General features: G+C 58.5%; 23 protein-coding genes. 20 read left to right on the top strand and 3 right to left on the bottom strand.

Annotation, left to right across the window (positions count from 1 at the left end):
• Window positions 1–83: 83 nt before the first annotated feature.
• The 6 genes from ACP26L_RS27790 (at window position 84) to ACP26L_RS27765 (ending at window position 5,940) form a co-directional block, all read left to right on the top strand.
• Complete coding sequence (locus tag ACP26L_RS27790) at window positions 84–956, top strand: NAD(P)-dependent oxidoreductase (RefSeq protein ID WP_426448303.1); 873 nt, start codon at window positions 84–86, stop codon at window positions 954–956.
• A 629-nt stretch (window positions 957–1,585) separates the two neighbouring features.
• A complete protein-coding gene (locus ACP26L_RS27785) occupies window positions 1,586–2,434 on the top strand; it encodes an alpha/beta fold hydrolase (protein WP_426448301.1) in 849 nt (282 codons plus the stop codon).
• Window positions 2,435–2,955: 521 nt separating this feature from the next.
• Window positions 2,956–4,347 carry a group II intron reverse transcriptase/maturase gene (gene ltrA / locus ACP26L_RS27780; protein ID WP_426445489.1) on the top strand — a complete coding sequence of 464 codons (1,392 nt, stop codon included), beginning with the start codon at window positions 2,956–2,958 and terminating at the stop codon, window positions 4,345–4,347.
• Window positions 4,348–4,532: 185 nt separating this feature from the next.
• Window positions 4,533–4,979, top strand: coding sequence for a hypothetical protein (locus ACP26L_RS27775; RefSeq protein ID WP_426448299.1), 447 nt, complete (start codon window positions 4,533–4,535; stop codon window positions 4,977–4,979).
• Between the two features lies 1 nt (window position 4,980).
• On the top strand, window positions 4,981–5,205 hold the full coding sequence (locus ACP26L_RS27770; RefSeq protein WP_426448297.1) for a helix-turn-helix transcriptional regulator: 225 nt from the start codon (window positions 4,981–4,983) through the stop codon (window positions 5,203–5,205).
• A 27-nt stretch (window positions 5,206–5,232) separates the two neighbouring features.
• Window positions 5,233–5,940: a DUF4386 domain-containing protein gene (locus tag ACP26L_RS27765; protein WP_426448295.1), complete on the top strand. Its 708-nt coding sequence runs from the start codon at window positions 5,233–5,235 to the stop codon at window positions 5,938–5,940.
• A gap of 129 nt (window positions 5,941–6,069) precedes the next feature.
• Here the strand turns inward: ACP26L_RS27765 and ACP26L_RS27760 are convergent, their stop codons facing one another.
• Window positions 6,070–7,515, bottom strand: coding sequence for an MFS transporter (locus ACP26L_RS27760; RefSeq protein WP_426448293.1), 1,446 nt, complete (start codon window positions 7,513–7,515; stop codon window positions 6,070–6,072).
• 225 nt (window positions 7,516–7,740) lie between these two features.
• Here ACP26L_RS27760 and ACP26L_RS27755 point away from each other — a divergent pair, with 225 nt between their 5' ends.
• The gene (locus ACP26L_RS27755; protein ID WP_426448291.1) at window positions 7,741–8,097 is read left to right on the top strand and encodes a winged helix-turn-helix transcriptional regulator; all 357 of its coding nucleotides are present in this window, start codon (window positions 7,741–7,743) and stop codon (window positions 8,095–8,097) included.
• 106 nt (window positions 8,098–8,203) lie between these two features.
• Here ACP26L_RS27755 and ACP26L_RS27750 read toward each other — a convergent pair whose 3' ends face one another.
• Window positions 8,204–8,779 carry an NAD(P)H oxidoreductase gene (locus ACP26L_RS27750; protein ID WP_426448290.1) on the bottom strand — a complete coding sequence of 192 codons (576 nt, stop codon included), beginning with the start codon at window positions 8,777–8,779 and terminating at the stop codon, window positions 8,204–8,206.
• A 165-nt stretch (window positions 8,780–8,944) separates the two neighbouring features.
• Window positions 8,945–9,655 (bottom strand): DUF899 domain-containing protein, encoded by a 711-nt coding sequence (locus tag ACP26L_RS27745; protein ID WP_426448288.1) that lies wholly within the window; start codon window positions 9,653–9,655, stop codon window positions 8,945–8,947.
• 234 nt (window positions 9,656–9,889) lie between these two features.
• On the opposite strand from ACP26L_RS27745, the gene ACP26L_RS27740 reads away from it, so the two are divergent.
• From ACP26L_RS27740 to ACP26L_RS27680, 13 genes are all read left to right on the top strand, one after another.
• Complete coding sequence (locus ACP26L_RS27740; protein WP_426448286.1) at window positions 9,890–11,113, top strand: ornithine--oxo-acid transaminase; 1,224 nt, start codon at window positions 9,890–9,892, stop codon at window positions 11,111–11,113.
• Between the two features lie 256 nt (window positions 11,114–11,369).
• Window positions 11,370–12,821 carry an amino acid permease gene (locus tag ACP26L_RS27735; protein WP_426448284.1) on the top strand — a complete coding sequence of 484 codons (1,452 nt, stop codon included), beginning with the start codon at window positions 11,370–11,372 and terminating at the stop codon, window positions 12,819–12,821.
• 171 nt (window positions 12,822–12,992) lie between these two features.
• The gene (locus tag ACP26L_RS27730; protein ID WP_426448282.1) at window positions 12,993–13,253 is read left to right on the top strand and encodes a hypothetical protein; all 261 of its coding nucleotides are present in this window, start codon (window positions 12,993–12,995) and stop codon (window positions 13,251–13,253) included.
• 13 nt (window positions 13,254–13,266) lie between these two features.
• A complete protein-coding gene (locus ACP26L_RS27725) occupies window positions 13,267–14,151 on the top strand; it encodes a LysR family transcriptional regulator (protein WP_426448280.1) in 885 nt (294 codons plus the stop codon).
• Window positions 14,152–14,469: 318 nt separating this feature from the next.
• A complete protein-coding gene (rocF, locus tag ACP26L_RS27720) occupies window positions 14,470–15,387 on the top strand; it encodes an arginase (protein WP_426448278.1) in 918 nt (305 codons plus the stop codon).
• A 29-nt stretch (window positions 15,388–15,416) separates the two neighbouring features.
• Window positions 15,417–16,343, top strand: a complete 927-nt coding sequence (locus ACP26L_RS27715) for an arginase (RefSeq protein ID WP_426448276.1) — start codon at window positions 15,417–15,419, stop codon at window positions 16,341–16,343.
• Between the two features lie 365 nt (window positions 16,344–16,708).
• On the top strand, window positions 16,709–16,909 hold the full coding sequence (locus tag ACP26L_RS27710) for a copper ion binding protein (RefSeq protein ID WP_013919898.1): 201 nt from the start codon (window positions 16,709–16,711) through the stop codon (window positions 16,907–16,909).
• Window positions 16,910–17,023: 114 nt separating this feature from the next.
• The gene (locus ACP26L_RS27705; RefSeq protein WP_426448275.1) at window positions 17,024–19,453 is read left to right on the top strand and encodes a heavy metal translocating P-type ATPase; all 2,430 of its coding nucleotides are present in this window, start codon (window positions 17,024–17,026) and stop codon (window positions 19,451–19,453) included.
• A gap of 53 nt (window positions 19,454–19,506) precedes the next feature.
• Window positions 19,507–20,379, top strand: a complete 873-nt coding sequence (locus tag ACP26L_RS27700) for a hypothetical protein (RefSeq protein ID WP_426448273.1) — start codon at window positions 19,507–19,509, stop codon at window positions 20,377–20,379.
• A 205-nt stretch (window positions 20,380–20,584) separates the two neighbouring features.
• Window positions 20,585–21,208, top strand: coding sequence for an NAD(P)H:quinone oxidoreductase (wrbA, locus tag ACP26L_RS27695; RefSeq protein ID WP_426448271.1), 624 nt, complete (start codon window positions 20,585–20,587; stop codon window positions 21,206–21,208).
• A 31-nt stretch (window positions 21,209–21,239) separates the two neighbouring features.
• A complete protein-coding gene (locus ACP26L_RS27690) occupies window positions 21,240–21,803 on the top strand; it encodes an FAD-dependent oxidoreductase (protein ID WP_426448269.1) in 564 nt (187 codons plus the stop codon).
• Between the two features lie 207 nt (window positions 21,804–22,010).
• Entirely contained in the window at window positions 22,011–22,892 is an 882-nt protein-coding gene (dapA, locus tag ACP26L_RS27685; protein ID WP_426448267.1) for a 4-hydroxy-tetrahydrodipicolinate synthase, read from the top strand.
• An 85-nt stretch (window positions 22,893–22,977) separates the two neighbouring features.
• Window positions 22,978–26,088, top strand: coding sequence for an efflux RND transporter permease subunit (locus ACP26L_RS27680; RefSeq protein WP_426448266.1), 3,111 nt, complete (start codon window positions 22,978–22,980; stop codon window positions 26,086–26,088).
• Window positions 26,089–26,125 lie beyond the last annotated feature (37 nt).

Below are 26,125 nucleotides of genomic sequence, written 5' to 3'. Positions count from 1 at the left end.
CCAAATTACAATGGACCTATCCGGTGGACGTTCGAATCCGGCGGAATAGAAAAAACGTTGTACTTAGAAAGAGGAGGGATCCTATGGATGATGTGTCGGTTATCGGTTTAGGACCAATGGGCGCAGTGCTGGCTCGGACGCTGCTTCAGAAAGGGTTACGCGTTACCGCCTGGAATCGGACCAGCGAAAAAGCCAACCAGCTCGTACAGGAGGGCGCGGTACTCGCCCCCACCATCGCTGCCGCCGTAAGCGCCAGCCCGATTGTCATCGTATGCGTCGCCAACTACGAAATATCACATGCCCTGTTTGGAACCGCAGAGGCGGCTGCAGCCCTGGCAGGCCGGGTTTTGGTGCAGCTTAGCACAGGAACTCCTCAAGATGCGAGAAACAGCGAGACATGGGCACGGGAGCAAGGCGCTGATTATTTGGATGGCGCCATCATGGCGACACCTGCCCAAATCGGGATGCCTGACACTCCCATTTTCGCCTCGGGGTCAGAGGCTGCGTTCCGGCGGAGTGAGCCCATTCTTACCATACTTGCCGGGAACCTGATGTATATGGGTGATTCGGTGGGGGCGGCGTCTGCGTGGGATCTGGCCGCGCTCTCCACGATGTTCGGTGCGATGTTCGGCTTCTTTCACGGCGCTCGCATTATTGAAACAGAGGGTCACTCTGTAGATGCTTTCGGCTCCTTGATCGCCGACATCTCACCGGTCTTCGGTCAAATGATCAAACATGAGGGGACCGTCATTCAAACCGGGAGCTATGACCAGGCCCAAAGTACGATCAAAACTTGTAGGGGATCCGCTGAGTTATGGTTGAAACAAGCACGCGAAGCCGGGATTAACTCCGAGTTTCCAACGTTTGCAATGGGACTCTATACTAAAGCGAAAGCGGCGGGATATGAGAACGAGGAGCTCGCTGCGATCATGAAAGTACTGCGGCAGAGCCCTTAACAACGGTCCCGACTCCTATGCCATTTTGTTAACCTGAGTGAAGTTCAGAGCCATCCAGGAGCAGTTTGCCGCCGTGCAGCTGCTCCTTCCTTCTCCACTTAAATTGATATGGATACGCTATGTAGTTGCCATAACGGCACGGATCATAGTCGGCTTGATAACACGTCAGAATTGGCGAATTCATAAACCCGCGATTGCCCGCAGTTAACATCGGAACATACCTTGGGTGGCTTATTCTAGGAGAGTACATTGGAGTAACGTTCTGGCTTGGATCCAAATTGACACCACAGGTAATGGATGGTAGGATGTGGATATCTCGTTTGGGCGGAGGGTTGCGTGTGGCAAACTAATTTTTCGATCATCGATTGCACAGGCAGTAAAAGAATAGCGCTTATTTGGCCATTTTGTGTGCATAGTAATCGAAGAATGGTATGACTCACGTACCCAATGGAATGATGCTCATTTGCAATCCGTCGATGGATCGATTTCGATCGATTTGCATGTCTCTTTATTTGGGCATGTGTATTCAGGATATTGTGCTTGCGCTCATTCCTTCTTCTATCGATTACGATGAACACAGGCTGCAGGCCTGTGTTTTTTATTTTATTTGCCGAGGGAGGAATCTTGAATTGAGTGAGCAGCTGTTTACAATCGATGGAATTGAGCTCTGCGCTGAAAGCTTTGGAAACCCCGGTCATCCGGCCATCCTGCTGATCATGGGGGCGCAGGCATCTATGGTATGGTGGGAGGACGAATTCTGCCGCCGTCTGGCCGCGGAGGGCCGGTTTGTGATCCGTTATGATCATCGGGATGTCGGACGATCGGTCACTTATGCACTCGGCCATCCGGCCTACACATTCGAAGATATGGCCGACGACGCCATTCGCATTCTGGACCGATTCGGAATCGCGAAGGCCCATGTCGCAGGAATTTCAATGGGCGGTATCATAACGCAAATCCTGGCATTAAGGCATCCGGACAGAGTGCTTACCGTCTCCTTCCTCTCCACCTCGAACTTCGCGCCCGAACTCCCGCCGATGGAAGACAAGGTGATGGCGTACTTCTCCGAAACGGCGGCGACCGATTGGACGAATGAAGAGGCGGTCGTCGCGTTTACGGTAGGGAAATGGAAGATGCTCGCGGGTTCCAAGCATGCGTTCAACGAGAAAAGGATCTACGATCTGGCGGTGGCGGAGGTTAGGAGAAGCCGCGATATGGCGAGTATGAACAATCACGCTATGGTGACGGGCGGGGAATCCTATTTGACACGTACCGGTGACATCGATGTCCCCGCCTTGGTTATTCATGGCACGGAGGATCCCATCATTCCCTATGAACATGGAGTCGCGCTAGCAGGCGCCATTCCCGGAGCCGTGCTGGTCACTTTGGAGGGGACGGGTCACGAATTGCATGTTGACGATTGGAATACCATCATCGGCGCGATCTCCGGCCATACGCAGGGGAGAGAAGAGCACTAATCTGCTCTATGATCTTACTAGAGCCGCACAAGGATCCAGATTGGATCTAGGCCTGCCCTAAGAGGGATAGAAAAATGAAGGAGCGGATGCCCATGGCATTGAGCTCCTTTTCTTGTACGCCCAGCATGGGCGCCATCTCTAGGGTGAGAGTCCCGAACGGGGGCTGGCGAGCGCCTACCGTTAGCCAAGGGCAAGGGTGTCGGCCGTGAGGCGGAATCTGAAGGAAGCCGGAGGCAAATGCACGGGCCAAGGTACACGAACCTAATTTGAGGCAGTGTCAGTCGGATGAGTCTCCAAGACAAGACGAAATCCAAAGCCGCCAAGGGCTGATGCTGTAAACTTAGGTGGTCGCGGGCAGACAGATGGCGTTCTTATCTGGGGAGGCCTGCGGATACGCGAAGTGACTTCGTAACCGCGGCTGAGAAGCCGCGCTGAATCCGCAGGAGTCAGCAGAGGCCATAGTACGCGAGTACGGGACGCCGGAAAGCGGAAGGGCTGAACCGAAAGGAGAGAGGAAACCGGTGCGTTCGCGTGAAGAGCAGAGACAGCAGAATATTCCGCAAGGGAGCTCGCGGCAGAGAGAAGCGGTGAAGCCGCCAGGGTATGCCGGAGCGCCGAGTTCTTCGCCGGCACAAGCCGACCTTTTCTCTCGCAAAGGCCAGAGCAGGCTGCTGGAGAAGATGCTCGAAGGGCACAACCTTCGGCTCGCCTACAAGCGAGTGGTACAGAACGGAGGAGCGCCCGGAGTGGATGGTGTAACGGTAGCCGAGCTACAAGCTTACCTGAAAACCCACTGGGAACAGGTGAAAGCCAACCTCCTGACGGGAAGCTACAGACCCGCGCCAGTCAAACGGGTGGAAATCCCCAAACCCGGAGGCGGTGTACGGCTGCTTGGCATCCCGACCGTAATGGACCGTTTTCTCCAGCAGGCGCTTCTGCAAGTGATGAATCCGATTTTTGATGCACATTTCTCGGGGTACAGCTACGGTTTCCGCCCGGGAAGACGGGCGCATGACGCCGTAAAGCAGGCACAAAGTTATATCCAAAGCGGCCTCAGATGGGTCGTGGATATGGATCTGGAGAAATTCTTTGACCGGGTGAACCATGACATGCTCATGGCGAGAGTAGCACGGAAGGTGGAGGACAAGCGTGTCCTGAAGCTCATCCGCTCCTATTTGAACGCCGGAGTCATGTCGCATGGAGCGTTGGAGCGCACACCGGAAGGCACGCCGCAGGGCGGTCCGCTCAGTCCGCTTCTGGCGAACATCCTGCTGGACGATCTGGACAAGGAACTGACAAGACGGGGACTGCGGTTTGTCCGCTATGCGGACGACTGCAACATCTTTGTCTCCAGCAAGCGAGCCGGGGAGCGCGTGATGGAATCGGTGATTCGCTTTGTGGAAGGAAAGCTGAAACTGAAAGTGAACCGGGATAAAAGTGCAGTGGACCGGCCATGGAACCGCAAATTCCTAGGCTTTAGTTTCCTGTCGAACAAACAGGCGACGATTCGGCTGGCTCCTAAGACAATTTCGCGATTCAAAGAGAAAGTCCGGGAACTGACGAACCGAACCAAGCCTGTACCGATGGAGGAACGCATCCGGCGCCTGAACCAGTACATGCTGGGCTGGCTAGGTTATTTTCGCCTAGCCTCGGCGAAGACGCACTGCCAAGCCTTTGACAAGTGGATTCGGAGAAGACTCCGCATGTGTCTATGGAAACAGTGGAAACGGGTGAAGACACGCATTCGCGAACTACGTGCGCTCGGCGTTCCGAACTGGGCTGCCTATATGTTGGCAAACTCCCGCCGAGGTCCGTGGGAAATGTCCCGTAGCACAAACAATGCCCTCCCGACTTCCTACTGGGAAGCGAAAGGGCTTAAAAGTTTGCTTTCTCGTTACTCGGAACTTTGTTAACCTTTTGGAACCGCCGTATGCGGACCCGCATGTACGGTGGTGTGAGAGGACGGAGGCTAGCCGCCTCCTCCTACTCGATTTGCATTTTTATGTATACTATACTTGACATTGTGATTGGTTTAAATTACATTATGTATATATTACCAGTCACGATGTAAAGGTGAATACACAGGGGGTGTCATTCCTTGACTTACCAGGAGAAGAAAAGCATCGTATCATTGATCAGCGCTGTTCTCATTTTCGTTTGTTACTGTTTGTACATGTATCCGCAATTCCCCGAAGGGGGGCTGGAGTCGGCCGCAACGTTTCGCTACTGGGGTTCCTTCGTCCTCGTCCTGACGTTGGTTTCCATCGTCGCGCACATCATGATCAGCATCGTGTTTAACATCGCCTTCAGAATAACGACCAAAGAAAAGGAACCGTCCTTCGAGGATGAGCTGGATAAGCTGATTAGCTTGAAAGCGACCCGGAATTCATTCTTTGTGTTTGTGACAGGCTTTCTGTTTGCCATGGGATCACTGGTCCTCGCCCAGCCGTCGCAGCTGATGTTCATCGTCCTGATCGCTTCAGGCTTCCTGTCGGATGTGACCGGCTCCATTACCAAGCTTTATCATTACCGGAGAGGAGTATAAGATGGGCAAGAATCTTGTCGGCAATCATATTCGCAGATTACGGTTCAACCATGACGAAATGACCCAGCAGCAGTTGGCTGACAAGGTAGGGGTAACCAGGCAAACGATCGTGGCGCTCGAAAAGGGAAACTACTCCCCTTCGCTGGAGCTGGCTTTTCGGATTGCTATTGCCTTCAACCTGCCGCTCGAAGAGGTGTTTTTTTATGGGGATGGTTCCAATTCGTAAAAACTTTATACAGAGGGAGACCAACAAATGAACTCCAACCAAAGAGCCGCAAAGCTGGTGGGCGTCCTGTTTATCCTTGCAGCCGTTACGGCGGTCATAGGACTTGTGTTGTACAATCCGATCCTGCAAGGTCCCGATTACCTCATTCAAGGCTCGAGACACGAGGGCCAGGTGATCCTTGGAGCGGTGATGGAGTTAATTCTTGTCGTATCGGCGGTGGGTACGGCAACCACCATGTTCCCCATCCTAAGAAAGCATAATGAAACGATAGCGCTCTGGCATGTCTGCTTCCGGTTTCTTGAAGCGGTTGTCATTACGGTAGGGATCATCAGCGTGCTGTCCCTATTGACCTTAAGCCGGGAGTTTGCAGCAGCGGGAGCGCCTGATGCCGTCTCTTTTCAAGCCTCAGGTACAGTACTGAAAGCGATACATGACTGGACCTTCTTGCTGGGCCCGAACTTCATGCTGGGGATCAATACGATGATGTACAGTTATATTTTTTATAAATCCAGGCTCGTCCCGAGGTTTATCCCTATCCTGGGCATGACCGGGGCGGCTCTTATCTTTAGCTGCTCCCTGCTGGTCATGTTCGGTGTCATTGAGCAGCTGTCGGTGTGGGGCGCTGTTCTTGCGCTGCCTGTAGCAGCAAATGAAATGATTCTGGCGGTATGGCTTCTGGTTCGAGGCTTCAATGGATCGGCCCCGGCCCCCTCCGTGCGGCTAACGGATGGATAGAGATGAAACCAGTCCTTCCCGGCCGCAGCAGGCAGAGGGAAGGGCTGGTGCAGCAATGCGTTGGCGTTCGGAATAAAAGCAGCGGTCACCGAAATGCCGGTGACCGCTGTTTCCGATTAAGCCCCAAGGTTACATACGCTCTGTCTGAGGGGCAGGAGGGGAAAGGTCGGCTGCACTGCGCCTGCGGAGGCCGATGGAAGTAATCGCTGCACCTAGCAGGGCGGCGGTCACCGGAACCCAGAGTGCTGTACGGAAGCCGTCCAGCGCTGCCTGGGGCGATCCGTCGGTTCCGGCCGCGGCCAGGTCGATGACGGCGGTCACTACCGAGAGACCGAGCGCTGCGCCGAACTGCATCGACGTGCTGAGCAGTCCGCCGGCCAGCCCTTGCTCTTCTTCCGCGATCCCGTCTGTAGCGGCGATGGTGAGCGGTCCATAGGTCAGCGCAAACGCGATGCCGGTAAGAATCATGGTCGGAAACATGGCGGCGTAGCTCCAGTCGAGATCAACCGGCAGGAACAGGGCATAGGACACGGCAGCAAGGCTTAAACCTCCGCAGATGACCCTTACGCTGCCAAAACGGTTCACAAGCCGCGGGGTGAGCGTTGGTGCCAGGATGGCGTCCACGCCTACAGCTAGCAGCGCCAGCCCGGTCTCGAGCGCCGACCAGCCGCGAAGCTCCTGCAGGTACAGGACGGCGATGAACTGAAAGCCGAAGAAGGAGCCGGTTAGCAGGATCGCTCCAAGATTGGCGCGAAGCAGCGCGCCCGAGCGGAGGATGCCGAGTCTCATCAGAGGGGAGGCCGACCGCCGCTCGATCACGACGAAAGCAGCCAGAAACAGGAGTCCGGCGGCAAGCGTGCCGAGGGTCCATATCCATTCGGCCTCAGTCACATGGACCACGGCGGATACCAGGAGCAGCATCGCTCCGGTGATGCTGACCGCTCCACCGAAATCGAAGCCGTGAGGCGAGCGTTCCGGGCGGTCCGAGCGGGGGATCAGACGGATGGCGGCAAGGAGAATAACCAAGGCCAGGATGACCGGGGCGTAGAACACCCAGCGCCAGTCGAGCCCTGTTAACAAGCCTCCAACGACAAGACCCAGCGAGAATCCTGCAGCGGCCGTCCCGGCGTAGACCAAGAGTGCCTTATTGCGCTGCGGCCCCTCGGGGAAGCTCGTTGTGATGATCGACAGACCGGCAGGTGTCATGAATGCGGCTGCCACGCCCGTCACGAACCGGGCGGCAATGAGCATCCACCCCTCGGATGCGAATCCGCCTATGCCCGAGAAAACGAGGAAGATGCTGAGCCAGGTGAGGAACATCCGCCGCCGCCCCAGCAGATCTGCGGCCCGCCCGCCCAGCAGCATGAAGCCGCCGTATCCGAGTACGTAGGCGCTCACCACCCAGCTCAGCGCGCCGGTGGACATCCCAAGCTCCATGCGGATGGACGGGAGGGCTACCCCCATCATGGATACGTCGATCCCTTCAAGGAAGATGGCTCCACACAGCACGATAAGCAGCCCCCATGACATGGTACCGTTCCTATTGCCCTGCAGATCCGTGTCCGTTGCTTTCATTTCGATACTCCTCTCCCCGACCGGCATGCATCGGGCCCAAGCCCCTTGCACATGACTCAGCAGCCTTTTTACATATCCGGTCACATGTAATGTTGGTACAGGGAAATTATGTATCGTATAATAAGAAATGGGAAGAACGCACTTTATTGTGCCATTCACACCAATAAGTGATATAGGTACCGAAAAGTACCTTAGATCACATTGATCTAGTGGAGGTGACGATCCATGGAGCCGCAGCGGAAACGAAGGTACATCATCCCGGCGGAGGCCACGATCGAAGTGATCGGGGGGAAGTGGAAGACCTTGATTTTGTGCCACTTGTCCTACGGCCCCAAACGAACGAGCGAGCTGAAGAAAGCTATGCCGGAAATCACGCAGAAAATGTTAACCCAGCAGCTGAGGGAGCTCGAGGAGGACGGAATCATCTTCAGAACGGTCTATAATCAGGTGCCGCCCAAAGTGGTCTATGAAATGACCGCAACCGGTAAGTCGCTGCAGTCCATATTGGATCTCATGTGTGAATGGGGAGAGAAGTATATTCAGGGACAATTTGACCGAAGCGAAACAGCTCATACCGAATGAATTCATCACAAATGAGCCGGCCCCCATTCAGGGACCGAGCTCATTTGTTTGTTCCAACTGGAACAATTTATATCTCACAGATGGAGCTGATCGCGCTGCCTGCCCCTTACTCCTGCCCAAAATTCAACCCCAGGGTATAGGCCTGCTGAAGCAGCTTCTCGGCGTGTCCGGGCCGCTGATCCAATGTTTCGTATAGAAATTCGACCTTGGAATTCCTAATTCCCGCATAGTTAGCCAGCCCTACATTGAGGAAATGAGAGATCATTTGGTCGTACTGGCGTTTGGCCAGATCTCCGGGAGAAGCGGCTGCGAGACTCAGCCAGAGAACATGCTGGTGGGGAAGCCGGCTGGAGCCGTAGGCGAAGCCGTTGTTCCATACGCGGTCAATATACCCCTTCAGCATGGCGGGCATGGAGTACCACCACAGCGGAAAAATGTAAGCCAGCGCATCGTGCTTCTTCATTCGCTCGATCTCCGTCTCCACCTCGGGCGAGTACCGCTTCACGGCGCCCGTCCAGTCGGGCTCATCGGCTTCCCATAGGACCGGATCAAAGCCGCTGCGGTGCAAATCGAGCACCTCTGTCTCATGTCCTGCGTCTGTAAGGCCCTGAACGAACCGCTCTGCTGCTGCGAAAGTCAAGGAGTTCACTCGGGGATGCGAGACAACCGTCAATACTTTCAAAGGTCACACCTTCCTTCTCCAAAGTAAGTGCTTCAGGTTCCATTATGGTAGAAGAACGGCGATTTAACCATTACGCACTTTTTGGTTCTATAGGTACCGGAAGGTGCCTGGAAAGCTTGCTTTTGCGCGCCGGGCGGGTACTACGGTTAACGCAGGGTCATCCTCCTAGTGACAGCAGGAATCGGAACCTTGGGCAGGACCGTACCGGTCGTGGTAGCGCCACCAAATATAGGGCCGGGTCTGCGGCCATCCTCCAGGGGAATCCTCCCACTCTTCCTGCCTGCCGAACGGTGTCAGGTCGAGAAGATTGAAATTGGCGTTCAGTCTGTCCGTTCCGCGGGCTGTGGTATAGTAGGTACGGAAGACGCTGTCCCCATCGCGGAGAAAAACGCTGAGACCGGGGATTTCACCTTGAGCGGTCGTCGCTCCGAAATCATCATTAAAATAGCTGTCGAACGAGGAGAACCACGGGATCGTCCAGCCCATGCGCTTCTGGAACGGCTCGATTCTCTCCAGGGGCGCGCGGGACACGAGGACCAGCGAAGTATCGCGGGCGTGCAAATGAGCGGTATGGCCAAGGTTGTCGACCAGCATCGAGCATCCGACACAGCCCTCCTGCCAGCTTGGATCGAACATAAAGTGGTACATGATGAGCTGCCGCCGTCCGTCGAACAGTTCAAGCAGGCTCGCCGGACCGTTCTTCCCCGCAAACCTGTAATCCTTGTCGATCCGGACCATCGGCAGCCTGCGGCGCTCTGCGGCAAGGGCGTCGAGCGCGCGGGTAGACTCCTTTTCCTTCTCCAGCAATTCTTGGCGGGCGGCGAGCCATTCTTCTTGGGACACGATGTTCGGAAGTGCTGCACTGCTCTGAGTCAAATGAATTCTCCTCCTCATGTGTGCTTCTTCGGATACACCAAAAGAATAGCATCCACTGTGCAGGCCCGTTTCTTCCCGATTGCTAATCGCGCCGAGGATCGCCCCGTCCTCCAAGATCGGATAGGTGATTTTGATGGCCGGAGATCTTTTGGCACGATTCTTGCTATATAGATAAGCGAAGGCATTATCACATGCGAATCCTTACAAATCCATCCGGTCCAGGAGGTCATTCCCATGAAGCAGACCCAACATATTATTGAACAAACCGAGAAATACGGCGCGCACAATTACCGTCCGCTGCCGATCGTCATCTCCCACGCCGAAGGGGTGTGGGTTCACGATCCCGAAGGGAACGCCTATATGGATATGCTCAGCGCCTATTCGGCGCTGAACCATGGGCACCGGCACCCGAAGATTATCGCGGCGCTGAAGGAGCAGGCGGACAAGGTGACGCTCACCTCGCGCGCCTTCTACAACGACCAGCTAGGCGTGTTCTATGAGAAGCTGTCCCGCCTGACGGGGAAGGACATGATCCTGCCGATGAACACCGGGGCGGAGGCCGTTGAGACTGCACTTAAGGCGGTGCGCCGCTGGGCGTATGACGTCAAGGGCGTACCCGCAGACCAGGCGGAGATCATCGTCTGCGGAGGGAACTTCCACGGGCGTACGGTGACGATCACCTCATTCTCCTCCGATCCGGAGTACCGGCGGGGCTTCGGGCCGTTCACGCCGGGCTTCAAGCTCGTGCCGTACGGCGACCTGGAAGCGCTGCGTGCGGCAATCACCCCGAATACGGCGGCTTTCCTGGTGGAGCCGATCCAGGGCGAGGCGGGCATCATCATTCCGCAGGAGGGGTTCCTGCGGTTCGCCCGGGAGCTATGCCGGGCGAACCGGGTGCTCTTCGTCGCCGACGAGATTCAGACGGGCTTCGGGCGTACGGGCCGGCTCTTCGCCTGCGGCTGGGAGGATGTGGTGCCGGATGTCTACATCATGGGCAAGGCGCTGGGGGGCGGCGTATTCCCGATCTCGGCCGTGGCCGGCGATGCGGAGATCCTCGGCGTATTTGGCCCGGGCTCGCACGGCTCGACGTTCGGCGGCAATCCGCTCGGCTGCGCCGTAGCAATCGCTGCCCTGGAAGTGCTCGAAGAGGAGGACCTCGTCACCCGGTCCGCGGAGCTCGGCGCCTACTTCCTTGGCGAGCTCAAGAAGATCGCGAGCCCCAGCATCAAGGAAATCCGCGGGCGCGGCCTGTTCATCGGGGTGGAGCTCACCGGGCCGGCTCGTGCCTACTGTGAGCGGCTGAAGGGGCTGGGGCTGCTCTGCAAGGAGACGCACGAGACGACGATCCGCTTCGCTCCGCCGCTGACGATCACGCGGGAGAACCTGGACTGGGCGCTGGAGCGGATCCGGCAGGTGTTCGCCGGAGAGGCGGATACCGAAGCGGAAGCCGGGGTGTAGCGGAAGGGTGCACGGCGCAGGGAAGAAGCGCCGGCAGGGCGGAGGCCGTGCTGCAGGGGAGGGACCTGGCAGGAGGAGCCGGGTTGAAAATCCCCTGTCCTTTTGATACATTTTTATTTTGCATTTATCATTCCATGGTTAATGAAGAGCAGGCGGGAGGCGGTTCCGTTCTCCCAGCCCGATCTTCCTAACCTGCGCCCGGTGTTCTGCAGCAGGATGCCGGGCAGCGTGTCATCACCTGTGAGGAGTTGGATTCATGACCAAACAAGATCATCAGCAGCAAACGCACCACCAGACGGGACTGCGGCGGACCATGAAGAGCAGGCACCTGTACATGATCTCTCTCGGGGGTGTCATTGGGACAGGCCTGTTCATCTCGTCCGGCTATACGATCAACCAAGCCGGGCCCGGCGGCGCGCTTCTTGCCTATCTGGTCGGCGGCTTCATCATGTACCTGGTCATGATGTGTCTTGGCGAGCTCTCCGTAGCGATGCCGGTCACCGGCTCGTTCCAGACCTATGCCTCCCGTTACATCGGCCCGGCGACGGGCTTCACGATCGGCTGGCTGTATTGGCTCGGCTGGGTGGTAACGCTCGGCTCCGAATTCACCGCCGCGGGGCTGATGATGAAGCGCTGGTTCCCGGACGTCCCGGTGTGGCTCTGGTGCGTCTTCTTCGTCGTCCTTCTGTTCGTGCTCAACGCCATGTCCGCCAAGGCGTATGCCGAGACGGAATACTGGCTGGCGAGCATTAAGCTCGTGACGATTATCCTGTTCATCGGTCTTGGCGGAGCGGCCATGTTCGGCCTGATCGGGCCGCAGGGCGGCACGGCGCCGATGCTCTCGAACTTCACCGGCGAAGGCGGGCTCTTCCCGAACGGACTCGGCGCCATACTGCTCACGATGATTGCCGTGAACTTCTCTTACCAGGGCAGCGAGCTTGTAGGCATTGCCGCGGGGGAGAGCGAGGAGCCCGAGAAGACGATCCCGCGGTCGATCAAGAACACCGTCTGGCGGGTCATTTTCTTCTTCGTCGCCTCCATCTTCGTCGTGGCGGGGCTCATCCCGTGGAGGGAAGCGGGCGTGGAGGAAAGCCCCTTCGTGATGGTCTTTGACTCCATCGGGATTCCTTATGCGGCCGATATCATGAACTTCGTCATTCTGTCGGCACTGCTGTCGGTGGCGAACTCCGGGCTGTATGCCGCCTCTCGGATGCTGTGGGCACTGTCGATGGAAAATATGGCCCCGGGCTTCCTCGGCCGGCTGTCCAGGCGGGGCGTGCCGCTGAACGCTCTGATCGTGAGCATCGGCGTGGCCTGCCTGTCGCTCCTCTCAAGCGTGTTCGCCCCCGATACCGTGTACCTCTGGCTTGTATCGATTGCGGGCTTGACCGCCATGCTGGTATGGATGGGCATCGCCGCTTCGCAGTACATGTTCAGACGGCGCTTCGTGCAGGAGGGCGGGGATCCCGGCAGCCTGAAATACCGGGTGCCGCTGTATCCGCTGGTCCCTGTGCTGGCCTTCATCCTCTGCACCACGGCCTGCGTCGGACTGGCCTTCGATCCGGAGCAGCGGATGGCGCTGTACTGCGGCATCCCGTTCATCCAGATCTGTTATGCGGTCTACTTCCTCAAATACAGGAAAGCCGCTGCGTCCGGAGGGGCTCCCGGCAGGGAGAAAGCGCCGCTGGATACGCTGCCCGAGTCCTGACGCGCAGCACGGCAGACAATACGAATAAGGCAGCAGCCTGCTTTCCGGCCGGCTGCCTTTTTTGTATGGATCGCTGCAGGGATGCACAAGTCCTGACGCGCAGCTGCGGCAGGCCAGCTGCCCGCGGACGGCAGCCTTCCTCGGGGGCAAACGGGTCAGGCGCAGAGCCTGGTGTATGGTCTGCAGCAGCGCAGGGTTACCCTGCTGCGGGTTATCCGTGCTATATTTGAAGAGCAGGAGGCTTTGCTGGAGAAGGGATGGGCCGCGCTTCCGGGCATGGATCGCCGGGGAAGACGAGAAGCGGCCGCATTCCGACCGGAAGCTGGCGGAGCTGCTGGCCTCCGAGGGCTCACGCACTCGCGGAGGACGGTGGCCCAATACCGCAAAGAGCTGCACCTTCTCTCCTTCACGCTCCGCAAAACTATCAGGTAAGGACGGCATAGGCATGGATCTCAAGCGACTGAAAACGTTCCAGGTGGCGGCCGAGAGTCTCAACCTGACCAAGGCCGCCGCCCAGCTCGGGTATACGCAGCCTACCATCACGATACAGCTTCAGACGCTCGAGAATGAATTAGGGTATGTCCTCCTCGGCCGGGTGGGCAAGCAGACGTATCTGACGCCCCACGGCCGGATCGTGAAGCAGTATGCCGACCAGGTCTTCTCCACGCTGCAGGAGATGGACGACGAGCTCCGCAAGCTGGACCAGCCGGGCGGGAGCTTGACGGTGGCGGCGCCCGAATTTTACTGCACGCATTATCTCTCGTTAATCATGCACTCCTATATCTCGGCTTATCCCGAGGTCAAGCTGCAGCTCTCTTCCTATGACAGCAACGATGCGATGAAAAAAGTACACTCCCGCGAAGCGGACCTCGGGATTATTGCAGGTCCCTGCAGCCTGCCGGGCATCGAATGCGTCCGGCTGAGTAAGGAAGACCTTGTCCTGGTCACCACGAAGGAACGATTCAAGGCCATGGGGAGGGAGGAGCTGCTGCTCTCCGGCCCCTTGATCTCGTACAAGACCGGCTCCAACCTGCAGAGCCTGGTGAACGAGTGCCTGGGCGAGATCGGCTTCCGGCCGTCCGCCTCGATCGAATGTGTCAGCGACGAAACGATCAAGCGGGCTGTGCTTCACCAGACGGGGATCGGGCTGCTGGGCGCCGGCCTGGTCCAGTCCGAGCTCAAGAAAGGGACACTGGTGGAGCTGCACCGGTTCCCGGACAAGATCGAGACGTCGATGATTGTGCTGCGCAGCCGGCTGGATGAGATCAACATCCGTTCCTTCGCGGGGATGCTCCAGGAATCCTGGGCTGCGCTGGAGACGGAAGGATAGATAAGGGCGGTCGTTTGGGCCGTCTGCTAGGAGCTCCCCTGATGAATGCCCTTTTCGGTTCATGTGCGGAAAAGGGCTTTTTGCCATGCCATAGGCCGCGTCTTGAGATTTCCCGTAGGTATGTTGAAGGCACCAGCACCTCCATTAAGTTTTTCAATGGTAACCATTGTCACATTCAATTTTTCGGCTTCGGTCTGTTATGGTACAGTCAAAGTAACCGATAAGGCGGAAGCGAGAAGCCCAAGCCGGTGCTCTTGATCCATCAGAGGATGTAATCGCTTTCGCAATGACTTCATACTGCGGATAGGGGGGCTTGCTATGTTGATGAAGCTTGCCACAGACCAACGGGACATTTCACTGATCGGCGTGCCGCTTCAGCTCGGGGCGGACCGGGCGGGTGTCGAGCTTGGCCCCCATGCCATAAGGACTTCGAACCTCCAGCAGCGGCTGGAGTACCTCGGCCACCATGTGCATGATACCGGGGATATCCACGTGAACCGGCTTGCCCCCTGTGCGCCCGGCGAGAAGCTGAAGTACCTGGCCGAGATTGCCCGCGTGAACGCGGAGCTGACGCAGCGGGTGGCCTCTGAGATGGGCCGCGGTCACTTCCCGCTTGTCATCGGCGGCGACCACAGTGTGGCGATCGGCACGATCAAGGGGGTGCTGCAGCATGTGAGCCGGCTGGGGGTGGTCTGGTTCGACGCCCACCCGGATGTGAATACGGAAGAGACGACAGGCTCCGGCAACATCCACGGTATGTCCCTGGCCGTGATGCTGGGGTATGGGCACAAGAGCCTGATCTCGATCGGCGGGGAGCAGGCCAAGATCAACCCGCGCAACGTGGTCATTATCGGTGCGAGATCGATCGATCCGGGCGAGCGGATCTTCCTCCGGGAGCAGGGCATCCGTGTCTTCACGATGCACGAGATCGACAAGTACGGCATGCGGGCCGTGATGGACGAGGCGATGGAGCGGGTGACGGACGGGACGGACGGCGTCCACCTGAGCCTCGACCTGGACGGCATGGACCCGCAGGAGGCGCCGGGCGTCGGCACGCCGGTCAGCGGGGGCATCACCTACCGGGAGAGCCACTATGCGATGGAGACGCTGTATGAGAGCGGAGCACTCGTCTCCGCGGAGATCGTCGAAGTGAACCCGATGCTCGATATCGGCAACAAGACGGCGCGGGCGGCAGTGGAGCTTGCCGGATCAGTGTTCGGGGAACGCATATTATAAGCGGGGGACCGCGGAGGAGGAGCTCGCACATGAGGGAAACGAGTGAGGCACGGGAGCGCTTGACGACAGGACGGTCGAAGGTTCATTTGATCCAGGTGCCGTTCGGCCTGGGAGCCGGCCGCCCCGGGGAGGAGCAGGGGGCCGAGAGCATCGTGAAGGCGGGTCTCAGCCGGATGATCCGGGCGCTCGGGCGGGAGCTGTCCGAAGAGCAGACCGGCGGCCTGTGGCTGAGGGAAACCTCCGGACAGCCGTTCACTTCGGCCAAGAACCTGCCGGCCGTCCTGGAGATGATCGGTCTTGTGGCCCGCAGGGTGGAGCAGGCCGTGGAAGCGGGGGCGTTCCCCCTGGTGCTGGGCGGAGACCGCAGCGTATCGATCGGGGCGGCGGCCGGGCTGGCCAAGGGCTTCGAAGACCCGGGTCTGATCTGGTTCGACGCCCACCCGGGCCTGCTGACGGAGGAGACGAGTGCGACGGGCTGCGTGAACGAGCTGCCGCTCTCCGCCATCCTCGGGAGAATCCCGTGGGAGATCCCGGGCCTTGGCCGCATCCGCAAGGAGAAGGTCGTCCTGATCGGCACCCGCGAGGTGCAGGCCGAAGAGCGGGAGTGGATTCGCGAGCAGGGCATTACCTGCTTCACTATGCATGAGATCGACCGGATGGGGATCCAGCGGGTGATTGAGCAGGCGGTGGAGAGGGCAGGCGCGGGCGGCGGCGGACTGCACGTCAGCTTCGCCGCGGATGCGCTCGACCCGTTGGAAGCGCCGGGCGTCGGCTCCCCGGTGCCGGGCGGGCTCTTCTACCGCGAAGCCCACTTTGCGATGGAGCTGCTCGCGGAGACCGGAGCGGTCACCTCGATGGACGTGACCGGGCTGAACCCGCTGCTGGACGATCAGCGGCGGACAGGCCGGCTGCTGGCGGGCCTCATCGCTTCGCTGCTTGGCAAGCGGATCCTATAAGTGTACGGGCGAAGAGCCGCAGATGGTCCGCGACGGACCCTGCGGCTCTTGTGTCTTCCGGTCCGGCGGAAGGGGAGCTTGTCTGCAGCTTGCGACGCAGCTGCGGCAGGCAGCAGCGTAGGAGCGCCGCTCCCTACGCTGAATCACACAGGCTGCCGGTCCCAAGGAAAATTGGGGCGTTAAGCGATCTCGGCCAGTTCCGCCGGGCCGACAAAAAAGAACTTGAAATACCCACCGGGGGTATGGTACTATAAAACTGTGGAAAACAGGAAAACCTGACAGGGTAGTTCCTGTGAGGGTGCGGCAAGTGATATGAACCTTTTATTATAATCCAAACCGAACAACATTCTAGGAGGCTGATTCTCATGCAAAACGTTCAACTGAAAGTGGAAGGCATGTCCTGCGATCACTGTGTCCGCGCCGTTGAGGGCGCATTGAAGGAAGTGGGCGCGACCGGCAAGGTGGATCTGGCGTCCGGCTCGGTATCCGTTCAATACGATGAGGGCAAACTGAAGCTGGAGCAGATTAAGGAAGCAATTGAAGATCAAGGCTACGATGTAGTGTAAGCATGGGAGGGGGACTGTGCGGCAGAGGCAGCTCGAGCGTTAGTCCCCTTGGAAGCCCTTTTTTTTGAACTTTTATATACCCTATGGGGGTATTTATGGACGGAGGAATGACACATGGCTAATGAGCAGCTGCTCGAACAGGAGCAGACCACGCTGAAGATATCGGGAATGACCTGCGCCGCCTGCGCAGTCCGGATCGAGAAGGGGCTGAACAAGCTGGAGGGCGTATCGAACGCCACCGTCAATTTTGCGATGGAGCAGGCCTCGGTTGCTTATGATCCGGCCAAAGTGGGAACGGAGGCGATCGAGCAGAAGATCCGGGCGCTCGGCTACGATACGGTCAAAGAGAAGCTGGAGCTGAGCATTAGCGGGATGACCTGCGCCGCGTGTGCGGCCCGCATCGAGAAGGGCCTGAACAAGCTGGGCGGGGTGACGAAGGCGACCGTGAACTTTGCCCTCGAGACCGCGCAGGTGGAATATATCGCGGGCCGGGTGAGCCCGGCCGAGCTGATGAAGAAGGTGGAGGCGCTCGGCTACAAGGCCGCTCCGAAGCAGGAGCTGAAGGAAGCGGGAGATCACCGTCAGAAGGAGATCCGCCATCAGAAGGGAAAGCTGCTGGTGTCCGCCGTCCTGTCGTTTCCGCTGCTGTGGGCGATGGTGAGCCACTTCTCCTTCACCTCCTTCATCTGGCTTCCCGAGATCTTCATGAATCCGTGGTTCCAGCTGGCTCTGGCCACTCCGGTGCAGTTCATCATCGGCAGGCAGTTCTACGTCGGAGCCTACAAGGCCCTTCGCAATGGCAGTGCGAACATGGATGTACTGGTAGCGCTCGGTACGTCGGCGGCTTACTTCTACAGCTTGTACCTGACGGTTCAGTCGCTCGGCGGGCACGGTCACCACGAGGTTCAGCTCTATTACGAAACGAGCTCCGTGCTCATCACCTTGATCCTGCTCGGCAAGCTGTTCGAGATGCTGGCGAAAGGCCGCTCCTCCGAAGCGATCAAGTCGCTGATGGGGCTGCAGGCGAAGACAGCGCTGGTGATCCGCGGCGGGCAGGAGATGAGCATTCCGGTCGAGGACGTGCTCACGGGCGAGATCCTTATCGTGAAGCCGGGGGAAAAAGTGCCGGTGGACGGTGTTGTCGTGGAAGGCGTATCCTCCGTGGACGAATCGATGCTGACCGGGGAGAGTCTTCCGGTGGGCAAACAAGCGGGCGACGCCGTCATCGGGGCGACGATCAACAAGAACGGCATGCTCAAGATTCAGGCGACGAAGGTCGGACGGGAAACCGCCCTGGCCCAGATCATCAAGGTTGTGGAAGAAGCACAGGGCTCCAAGGCGCCGATCCAGCGGGTGGCCGATGTGATCTCCGGTATTTTCGTCCCAATCGTTGTCAGCATTGCCCTCGTTACCTTCCTGGTCTGGTACTTCATCGTCGAGCCCGGCGACTTTGCAAGCGGCCTCGAGAAGGCCATCGCGGTACTCGTCATTGCGTGCCCTTGCGCCCTGGGCCTGGCGACACCGACGTCGATCATGGCGGGCTCGGGCCGGGCGGCTGAGCTCGGCATCCTCTTCAAGGGGGGCGAGCACCTCGAGGCCACGCACCGGATCGACGCCATCGTGCTCGACAAGACGGGCACGGTAACCAAAGGCAAGCCGGAGCTGACGGATGTGCTGGCGGCCGATGGGATGGATGAAGCGGCGTTCCTCCGCGGCATCGGGGCGGCCGAGCGCAGCTCGGAGCACCCGCTGGCGGAAGCGATTGTGGCCGGGATCAAGGAGAAGGGGATCGCGCTTCCGGAAGCGTCGGAGTTCGAAGCGATTCCGGGCTTCGGCATCCGGGCCGTCGTCGAGGGGCGGGAGTGGCTCGTCGGCACGAGGAAGCTGATGGTGCATTACGGCGTGAAGGCCGAGACGGCGCTGCCGGTGATGAGTGAGCTCGAATCGGCAGGCAAAACCGCTATGCTGGCGGCCGTGGACGGCCGGTATGCCGGGATGGTGGCGGTGGCCGACACGATCAAGGAGACGTCGAAGGAAGCGGTCAGCCGGCTGAAGGCGCTCGGCATCGAGGTCATCATGATCACGGGAGACAACGAGCGGACGGCGAAGGCGATCGCGGCTCAGGCGGGCATCGACCGTGTGCTGGCGGAAGTGCTGCCCGAAGGCAAGGCCGCCGAGGTGAAGAAGCTGCAGCAGGCGGGCCGGAAGGTGGCGATGGTCGGCGACGGCATTAACGATGCCCCGGCGCTCGCTGCGGCCGACATCGGGATGGCGGTCGGCACCGGGACGGATGTCGCGATGGAAGCCGCGGACGTAACCCTGATGCGCGGCGACCTGAACAGCATTCCGGACGCGATTGCGATGAGCCGGAAGACGATGGCGAACATCAGGCAGAATCTGTTCTGGGCGCTGGCCTACAACGTCATCGGCATTCCGGTGGCTGCGGCGGGCTTCCTGGCTCCCTGGCTGGCCGGAGCGGCGATGGCGCTCAGCTCCGTATCGGTGGTGCTCAACGCGCTGAGACTGCAGCGTGTGAAGTTATAAATAGCTTGAGATGCGGTAATCATTGGCGTGAATTTCGGAAGGAGAAGGTTGAGATGAAAAAATGGATCGTTACCCTGGCCGTGCTGTCCCTGCTGCTGGCGGGCTGCGGCGCGAACAAAAGTGCGGGTACAAGCGGGGCGGCCGGACACGCTGGGCACAGCGGGCATCAGGAGACGCCGGCCGCGGGGCCGAAGCAGGAGGAGCATGCCGGCCACGGCGCCGAAGCGAAGACGGAGCTGTCCACGAAGGCTGTCTGGAAGCTGAACCCGGCTCAGACGCAGGCGGGCCGGGAGACGGCGGTGTCGATCCAGATTCAGGACGACAAAGGCCAGCCCGTGGAGAAGTTCGACCTGAACCATGAGAAGCAGCTTCATCTCATCGCCGTGAGCAAGGACCTGTCGTACTTCGATCACATCCACCCGGAGTACAAGGGCAAGGGCGTCTTCGAGATCACGACGAAGCTGCCGGCGGGCGGGGCGTATAAGCTGTTCGCCGATTACGTTCCGACCGGCGGCGCCGCAACAACCAAGAGCGAGTGGATTCAGGTGGAAGGCGACGCGCCGGCCGCCAAGGCACCCGAGCCGGAGAGCAAGCTGACGAAGGTAGTGGACGGCAAAGAGGTCTCCCTTCAGATCGACGGACTGGCCGCGGGCAAGGAAGTCATGCTGACGTACCGCCTCTCCGATGCCGCGACGAAGCGGCCGATCGACAATCTGGAGCCCTACCTCGGGGCGGTAGGCCATGTGGTCATCCTCGACGAAGCCGCCGAGCAGTATCTGCACGTACATCCGATGGATGAGAAGGCTAAGGGGCCGGAGGCCGAGTTCATGACTACGTTCCCGAAGAGCGGAGTCTACAAGATCTGGGGGCAATTCCAGCAGGCGGGCAAGACGTTTATTGTGCCTTTTGTGGTGAAGGTGCCGTAAGAATTGAATAGAGCCTGGGGGATTGGATGCCTCGACGGACCGTACCGCAAGTCATTGCGACTGGGAACGGTCCCTTCTACCGTTTTCGCGAACATCATTCGGGACTATGGGTAGAATACAATTCCAACTGAAGGGGAAAACATAGAGAGGTTCCGTTCATTGGAAAGGGACACCGCAGTGCTATGATGAAAGGATGGGAATGACCGTGTCAAAGGTGAAGCTAGCGATTGTTTATTACAGCTCCACGGGTACGAATTACCAGCTGGCGCAGTGGGCTGCGGAGGGCGGCAGAGAAACGGGAGCCGACGTGCAGATCTACAAGGTGGAAGAACTGATCCCGGACAGTGTGATTGGGCAAAATCCGGCCATGAAGGCTCACGCGGAAGCGGCCAAGGATGTCCCCGTGGTGAAGCCGGAAGATATTGTTGCGGCCGATGCGATCATCTTCAGCACCCCGACCCGGTTCGGCAATGTAGCCTCCCAGATGAAACAGTTCCTGGATACGACGGGCGGCATCTGGTTCCACGGTAAAACGGTGAATAAGGTCGTCAGCGCCATGACTTCCGCCCAGAACAACCATGGCGGCCAGGAAGCGACTATCCTGAGCTTATATACGACGATGTATCATTGGGGGGCGATTGTTGTTGCGCCTGGGTATACCGACCCTGTCTTATACGCAGCCGGCGGCAACCCTTACGGAACCAGCGTCAGTGTGGATCAGAACAACAAAATCCGCGACGATGAAGCGGCCATCCGTGCGGCGGCCGTTCATCAGGCCAAGCGGGTCGTAACGGTAGCCGGCTGGGTGAAGAACGGGCTTCAAGGTTAGATCGATCACGGCTTAGAGGAGGATGTAAGGGATGTATGACATCGCCATCGTCGGTGCGGGACCGGCGGGAGCCAGTGCCGCGCTGTTTGCGGCGAAAGCCGGGAAGAAGACGCTGCTCCTCGATCATGACAAGAGCATGACCAAGCGGGCCTGGGTGGAGAACCACCTTGGCGTCGAGGAGATCTCAGGCCCGGACCTCGTTGACATCGGCCGCAAGCAGGCGGCCAAATTCGGTGCCGAACTGGTCACCGGTGCGGTTCAGGGCATCTCGAAGACGGATCAGGGCTTCCGGCTTGAAGCGGAAGGAGCCTCCTATGAGGCGAGCCAAGTGATCCTGGCTACCGGGATTTCCGTGGAGCTTGCCGAGAACGCAGGCCTCAAGACCAAGGAGGGCACGGAGCCGCGGATCAAGCAGGTGTTTGACGTGGACTCCCAGGGCAGAACGAACATCGAGGGGATTTGGGCCGCCGGTACGGCCGCCGGAGTCAGTGTACATACGATCATTACAGCTGGAGACGGAGCGCAGGTAGCCGTCAATGTCATCAGTCAGCTGAACGGAGAACGGTATGTTGACCATGATGTGCTCAAATCTTAATGGTGCAGTGCGGAAGGGGGATGCACGTTTCCCTCTTATGTAATGAGGCATGAACTTGAAGAAGGCTGCCGGATCTCCAATCCGGCAGCCTTCTTCAAGTTCCAACAGATCAATATTATCGATACAGTTCATCATTTATTATAGATAACGCTGATTCCTGGTGCCATGTTAACATAAAGTCACTTAAGAGCACGGGGAGGAAATGTGATGCTGAATGAAAGGGATCTGAAGGGGATTTTCGTGCCGGTTGTGACGCCCTTCTTACCGAATGCGGAGCTCGATATGGATTCGTACCGGAACTACTTAGGGAAGCTGGTAGAGCAGGAGATTCAAGGATTGGTCATTAACGGCACCACGGGAGAAGCGCCTACCGTTTCTTGGGAAGAAGTAGCCGCGCTTGTACACACGACAAGAGAATGTATGGCGGGGAGACCGAATGCGATTCCCATTGTCATAGGTACCGGCACGAATGACACCGTTTCCACCGTGAAGCGGACGGAAATGGCAGGACAATTAGGTGCGGACGCGGTCCTTGTCGTGACACCTTATTACAGCCGTCCGTCACAAGAGGGCATTCTTGAACATTTTCGGAGGGTGGCGCAGGTTGGGGTGCCTGTGATTGCATACGAGGTGCCTTCCCGTACCGGTGTCCGGATAACTGCAGACTCTATGAAACGCATTATGGATTTGAATGGGGTGATTGGGTTAAAGGACAGCTCCGGCGGAACGGGTCTCCTCTCGGAGCTGACACGCCTCGGTACCAAACCTGTTCTTTGCGGGGAGGACCTATATTTTCATGCCATGTTAAGCCAGGGAGCTTCCGGCGGAATCCTTGCATCGGCCAATGTCAATACGTCCGCCTTTATCCAAGTCTATCGTCTTGCAAGCGAAGGTGACTTGAATGGAGCCAGAACGCATTTTGATCTCCTGGTTCCTTTGATCCAAAGGCTGTTCCAGGAATCCAACCCTTCCCCTCTCAAATGGCTGCTTGCCCGGCAGGGGATCCTCTCATCCGATACCCTCCGTTTGCCCATGGGACCCATTACCAAAGCATTGCAATTGGAATTGGAGCGAACGCTGCCGCTGTAGGATACAGAAAATTCCATGGAAAATGAAGGGGGACCCCTTTGGGTGGCGTCTAACTCTTTAGCACACCCATTAAAGGAGCGTAGCAATGAACTCTTTAACCCATTTTTCCATGAAGAACGTAGCGGCGGTACTGATCATCATTGTGCTGCTGTTCGGCGGGGGCACATATGCGGCAACCATGCTGAAGGCGGAGCTCTACCCGGAGGTATCGATCCCGTACGTCGTCATTACGACCCAGTATAATGCGCCGCCGAAAGACATTCTCGACAGCATCACGAAGCCGCTGGAGAAAGCGGTGGCCGGCCTTGAGAAGATCAAGTCGCTGAAGTCCGTCTCTGCGGACGGATACTCCTCTCTGGAGATCGAGCTGGAGCATGGCAGCGACACGGATGACGCGAAGCGGGACGTCGAGGGGCTGATCGCGAACGTGAAGCTTCCGAAGGGCGTGGAGAAGCCCAAGGTCTCGACCTTCGGCATGTCGGCGATTCCCGAATACACCTTGTCCGTGTATGGACAGGGCGGCATGAACCAGCAGGAGCTCGATAAAATCTACAAGGACGTCATCCTGCCGGGGTTTAACTCCATCCAGGGGATCGATCACATCGATTCCATCGGGAATCAGGAGGCGGTGCTGGACCTGAAGCTGAACGGCAGCGCGATCAATGCGTACGGTCTGACCTCCTCCGAAGTATCCCAGCGCATTCAATCGGCCATCCTGACGAGCCCGGTCGGTTCGGCGGATATCCAGGGCATCGACCAGATGGTTCGGGTGAAGAGCGACCTGAACTCGATTTACAGCCTGGAGAATATGAAAATCAAGACGTCGACCGGGGAGTCCCTGCTGCTGAAGAACCTGGTGAAGGTCGAGGCGGTTACGGAGTCCAAGTTCTTCTCCCGGATGAACGGCCAGCCGGCGATCGGCGTCATTCTGTATAAGACGACGGGCACGAACTCGGTGGAGTTCACGGCGGAGGCGGATGCTCTGATCGCTTCCTGGAAGGCAAAGTATCCGAATATCGAATTCGCTTCGGTCGAGAAAAACTCGGATACTGTCAAGGAGTCCATCAACGGTATGGTGAAGGAAGGCGGGCTGGGTGCCATCCTCGCGTCCGTCATGATTCTGATTTTCCTGCGCAATGTCCGTATGACGATCATCGTTCTCGTCTCGATCCCGCTGTCGATCCTGGTGACCCTGCTGATCATGGCCCCGCTGGATATCTCGCTGAATATCATGACCCTCGGCGGCATGGCGATCGCGGTCGGCCGGGTGGTCGACGACAGCATCGTTGTCATCGAGAACATCTACAGCGAGCTGGTCAAAACACACGAGCGTGGCGAGTCGGTCATTCGGACCGCAACCGCCCAGGTAGCCTCGGCCATTACTTCGTCAACGCTGACGACGGTAGGGGTATTTGCGCCCATCGCCTTTGTCGGCGGTCAGCTTGGGGATATGTTCCGCCCGTTCGCGATTACACTGTCCGCTGCGCTGCTCTCATCGCTGCTTGTAGCGGTTACTGTCATTCCGATGCTGGCGAAGCTGCTTGTGCTGCGTTCCAAGAACCTCAAGATCCATGATGAGAATCATGTCGGCCCCATGGAAGGAGCTTACCTGCGGATGCTCCGCTGGTCGCTGAAGCACCGGGTCAAAACGATGCTTCTGGCCCTGCTCGTCTTCGTCGTGGTGATGGGCGGCACAGTTCCTTTCGTTCCCTTCGAGTTCATGCCGGCGAGCGATTCGGACAAGAAAATCTCGCTGTGGCTCAAGATGCCGAGGGAAACCTCGATCGGCTCCAACGATCTGAAAATGCAGGAGATCGAGGCGATGATGAAGGAGACGAAGAATGCGTCCGGGGAGCCGGCCTTTACTTATGTCCAGTCGCTGGTCGGCTATGGCGGTGGCAATGACAGGGTGGCTTACCGCAGCCAGATCAACGCCGAAGCCTCCGGGGGCACGAATGCCAAGGCGCTGCTCGAAGACATGAAAGGCAAAGTAACGGAGATGCTGCCGCAGGGCTCCGAGGTGGGCGGGAGCATTGTCAGCGTAGGCGGCGGAGGTGGAGGAAGCGGCACGGACTTCTCTTATGTGCTCCGCGGGGATGACGTGAACAACCTGATTCAAGGGGCGGAGATGGTCAAGGCGAAGATGAAGGAGATTCCCGAATTCCAGGATGTGAAGGACAGCCTGGAAGAATCCAAGAAGGAAGTGGAGATCGCCGTCGACCAGAACAAGGCCCGGATGTATGACCTCTCCTCGGGCGAGATCATCGAGACTCTGTATTCCTGGCTGGGCGAGGAGGAGATCGGGGATCTCAAGTTCGATAATATTACGCTGACCACCAAAATCTCGCTCGACAACGAGTTCAAGGATTCGGTCGACAAGATCGGCTCCCTGCTGATCCCGACGCCGTCCGGGCAGAAGATCCGGCTGAACGAAGTCGCGAAGCTCCGGCAGACCGAAGGGCCGGCTTCGATCCCCCGCGATAACCAGGAGCAGTACGTGCGGGTGACGGCGAAGATCGAATCGAAGGATAAGGCGGGGGTGACGGCCCAAGCGACGGAAGTGCTTGGGGCCCTGGAGCTTCCTCCGGGCGTGAATCCGGAGGTGAAGGGTGTTGCCGAAGATATCGACCGGGAATTCAAAAATATGTTCATGGCCATGGGCGCGTCGGTCTTCATCGTCTACCTGGTCATGGTCCTGGCCTTCGGGAACGCCAGCGCTCCGTTCGCCATCCTCTTCTCGCTGCCGTTAGCCGCGATCGGCGGGATGCTTGGGCTGCTGGTGACGGGCGAGTCGCTGAACCTGACGTCGTTGATCGGCTTCATGATGCTGATCGGGGTCGTCGTCACCAATGCGATCGTGCTGATCGACCGGGTGCAGCAGCTGCGGGAGACGGGAATGTCTGTACACGAAGCGCTCATCAAGGCAGCCCATACCCGCCTGCGTCCGATCATCATGACGGCGGGGGCGACGATCATCGCGCTGATGCCCTTGGCCCTCGGGCTGTCCAAGGGCACGATCATCTCCAAAGGCCTTGCGGTCGTCGTCATCGGCGGCCTCACGACCTCGACGCTGCTTACGCTGCTGGTCGTGCCGGTCGTGTATGAGATCATCGAGCGGATCAAAGCGCGGCTGTTCCGGAAGAAGACGGCCGACACCGCTGCGGCCGCCAAGTTGGCTCACGCACCGCAGCCCTAAGATGAGGCTGCCGGCTTCGCTGCGGTACGGGGATTCA

The sequence above is a fragment of the Paenibacillus sp. S-38 genome (assembly GCF_049942825.1).
Taxonomy (GTDB): Bacteria; Bacillota; Bacilli; order Paenibacillales; family NBRC-103111; genus Paenibacillus_G.
Note: the sequence above shows the minus strand (reverse complement) of the source record. Positions and strands in the feature narration are given on the sequence as shown.

Bases quoted from the DNA above. Each gene is read 5' to 3' on its own strand.
- ACP26L_RS27770 (WP_426448297.1), top strand. From the start codon at position 4,981: ATGGGCAAGAATCTTGTCGGCAATCATATTCGCAGATTACGGTTCAAC.
- ACP26L_RS27690 (WP_426448269.1), top strand. From the start codon at position 21,240: ATGTATGACATCGCCATCGTCGGTGCGGGACCGGCGGGAGCCAGTGCC.
- ACP26L_RS27790 (WP_426448303.1), top strand. From the start codon at position 84: ATGGATGATGTGTCGGTTATCGGTTTAGGACCAATGGGCGCAGTGCTG.
- ACP26L_RS27760 (WP_426448293.1), bottom strand. From the start codon at position 7,515: ATGAAAGCAACGGACACGGATCTGCAGGGCAATAGGAACGGTACCATG.
- ACP26L_RS27755 (WP_426448291.1), top strand. From the start codon at position 7,741: ATGGAGCCGCAGCGGAAACGAAGGTACATCATCCCGGCGGAGGCCACG.
- ACP26L_RS27680 (WP_426448266.1), top strand. From the start codon at position 22,978: ATGAACTCTTTAACCCATTTTTCCATGAAGAACGTAGCGGCGGTACTG.
- rocF (WP_426448278.1), top strand. From the start codon at position 14,470: ATGTTGATGAAGCTTGCCACAGACCAACGGGACATTTCACTGATCGGC.
- ACP26L_RS27700 (WP_426448273.1), top strand. From the start codon at position 19,507: ATGAAAAAATGGATCGTTACCCTGGCCGTGCTGTCCCTGCTGCTGGCG.
- ACP26L_RS27715 (WP_426448276.1), top strand. From the start codon at position 15,417: ATGAGGGAAACGAGTGAGGCACGGGAGCGCTTGACGACAGGACGGTCG.
- dapA (WP_426448267.1), top strand. From the start codon at position 22,011: ATGCTGAATGAAAGGGATCTGAAGGGGATTTTCGTGCCGGTTGTGACG.
- ACP26L_RS27710 (WP_013919898.1), top strand. From the start codon at position 16,709: ATGCAAAACGTTCAACTGAAAGTGGAAGGCATGTCCTGCGATCACTGT.
- ACP26L_RS27735 (WP_426448284.1), top strand. From the start codon at position 11,370: ATGACCAAACAAGATCATCAGCAGCAAACGCACCACCAGACGGGACTG.
- ACP26L_RS27765 (WP_426448295.1), top strand. From the start codon at position 5,233: ATGAACTCCAACCAAAGAGCCGCAAAGCTGGTGGGCGTCCTGTTTATC.
- ACP26L_RS27725 (WP_426448280.1), top strand. From the start codon at position 13,267: ATGGATCTCAAGCGACTGAAAACGTTCCAGGTGGCGGCCGAGAGTCTC.
- ACP26L_RS27740 (WP_426448286.1), top strand. From the start codon at position 9,890: ATGAAGCAGACCCAACATATTATTGAACAAACCGAGAAATACGGCGCG.
- ACP26L_RS27705 (WP_426448275.1), top strand. From the start codon at position 17,024: ATGGCTAATGAGCAGCTGCTCGAACAGGAGCAGACCACGCTGAAGATA.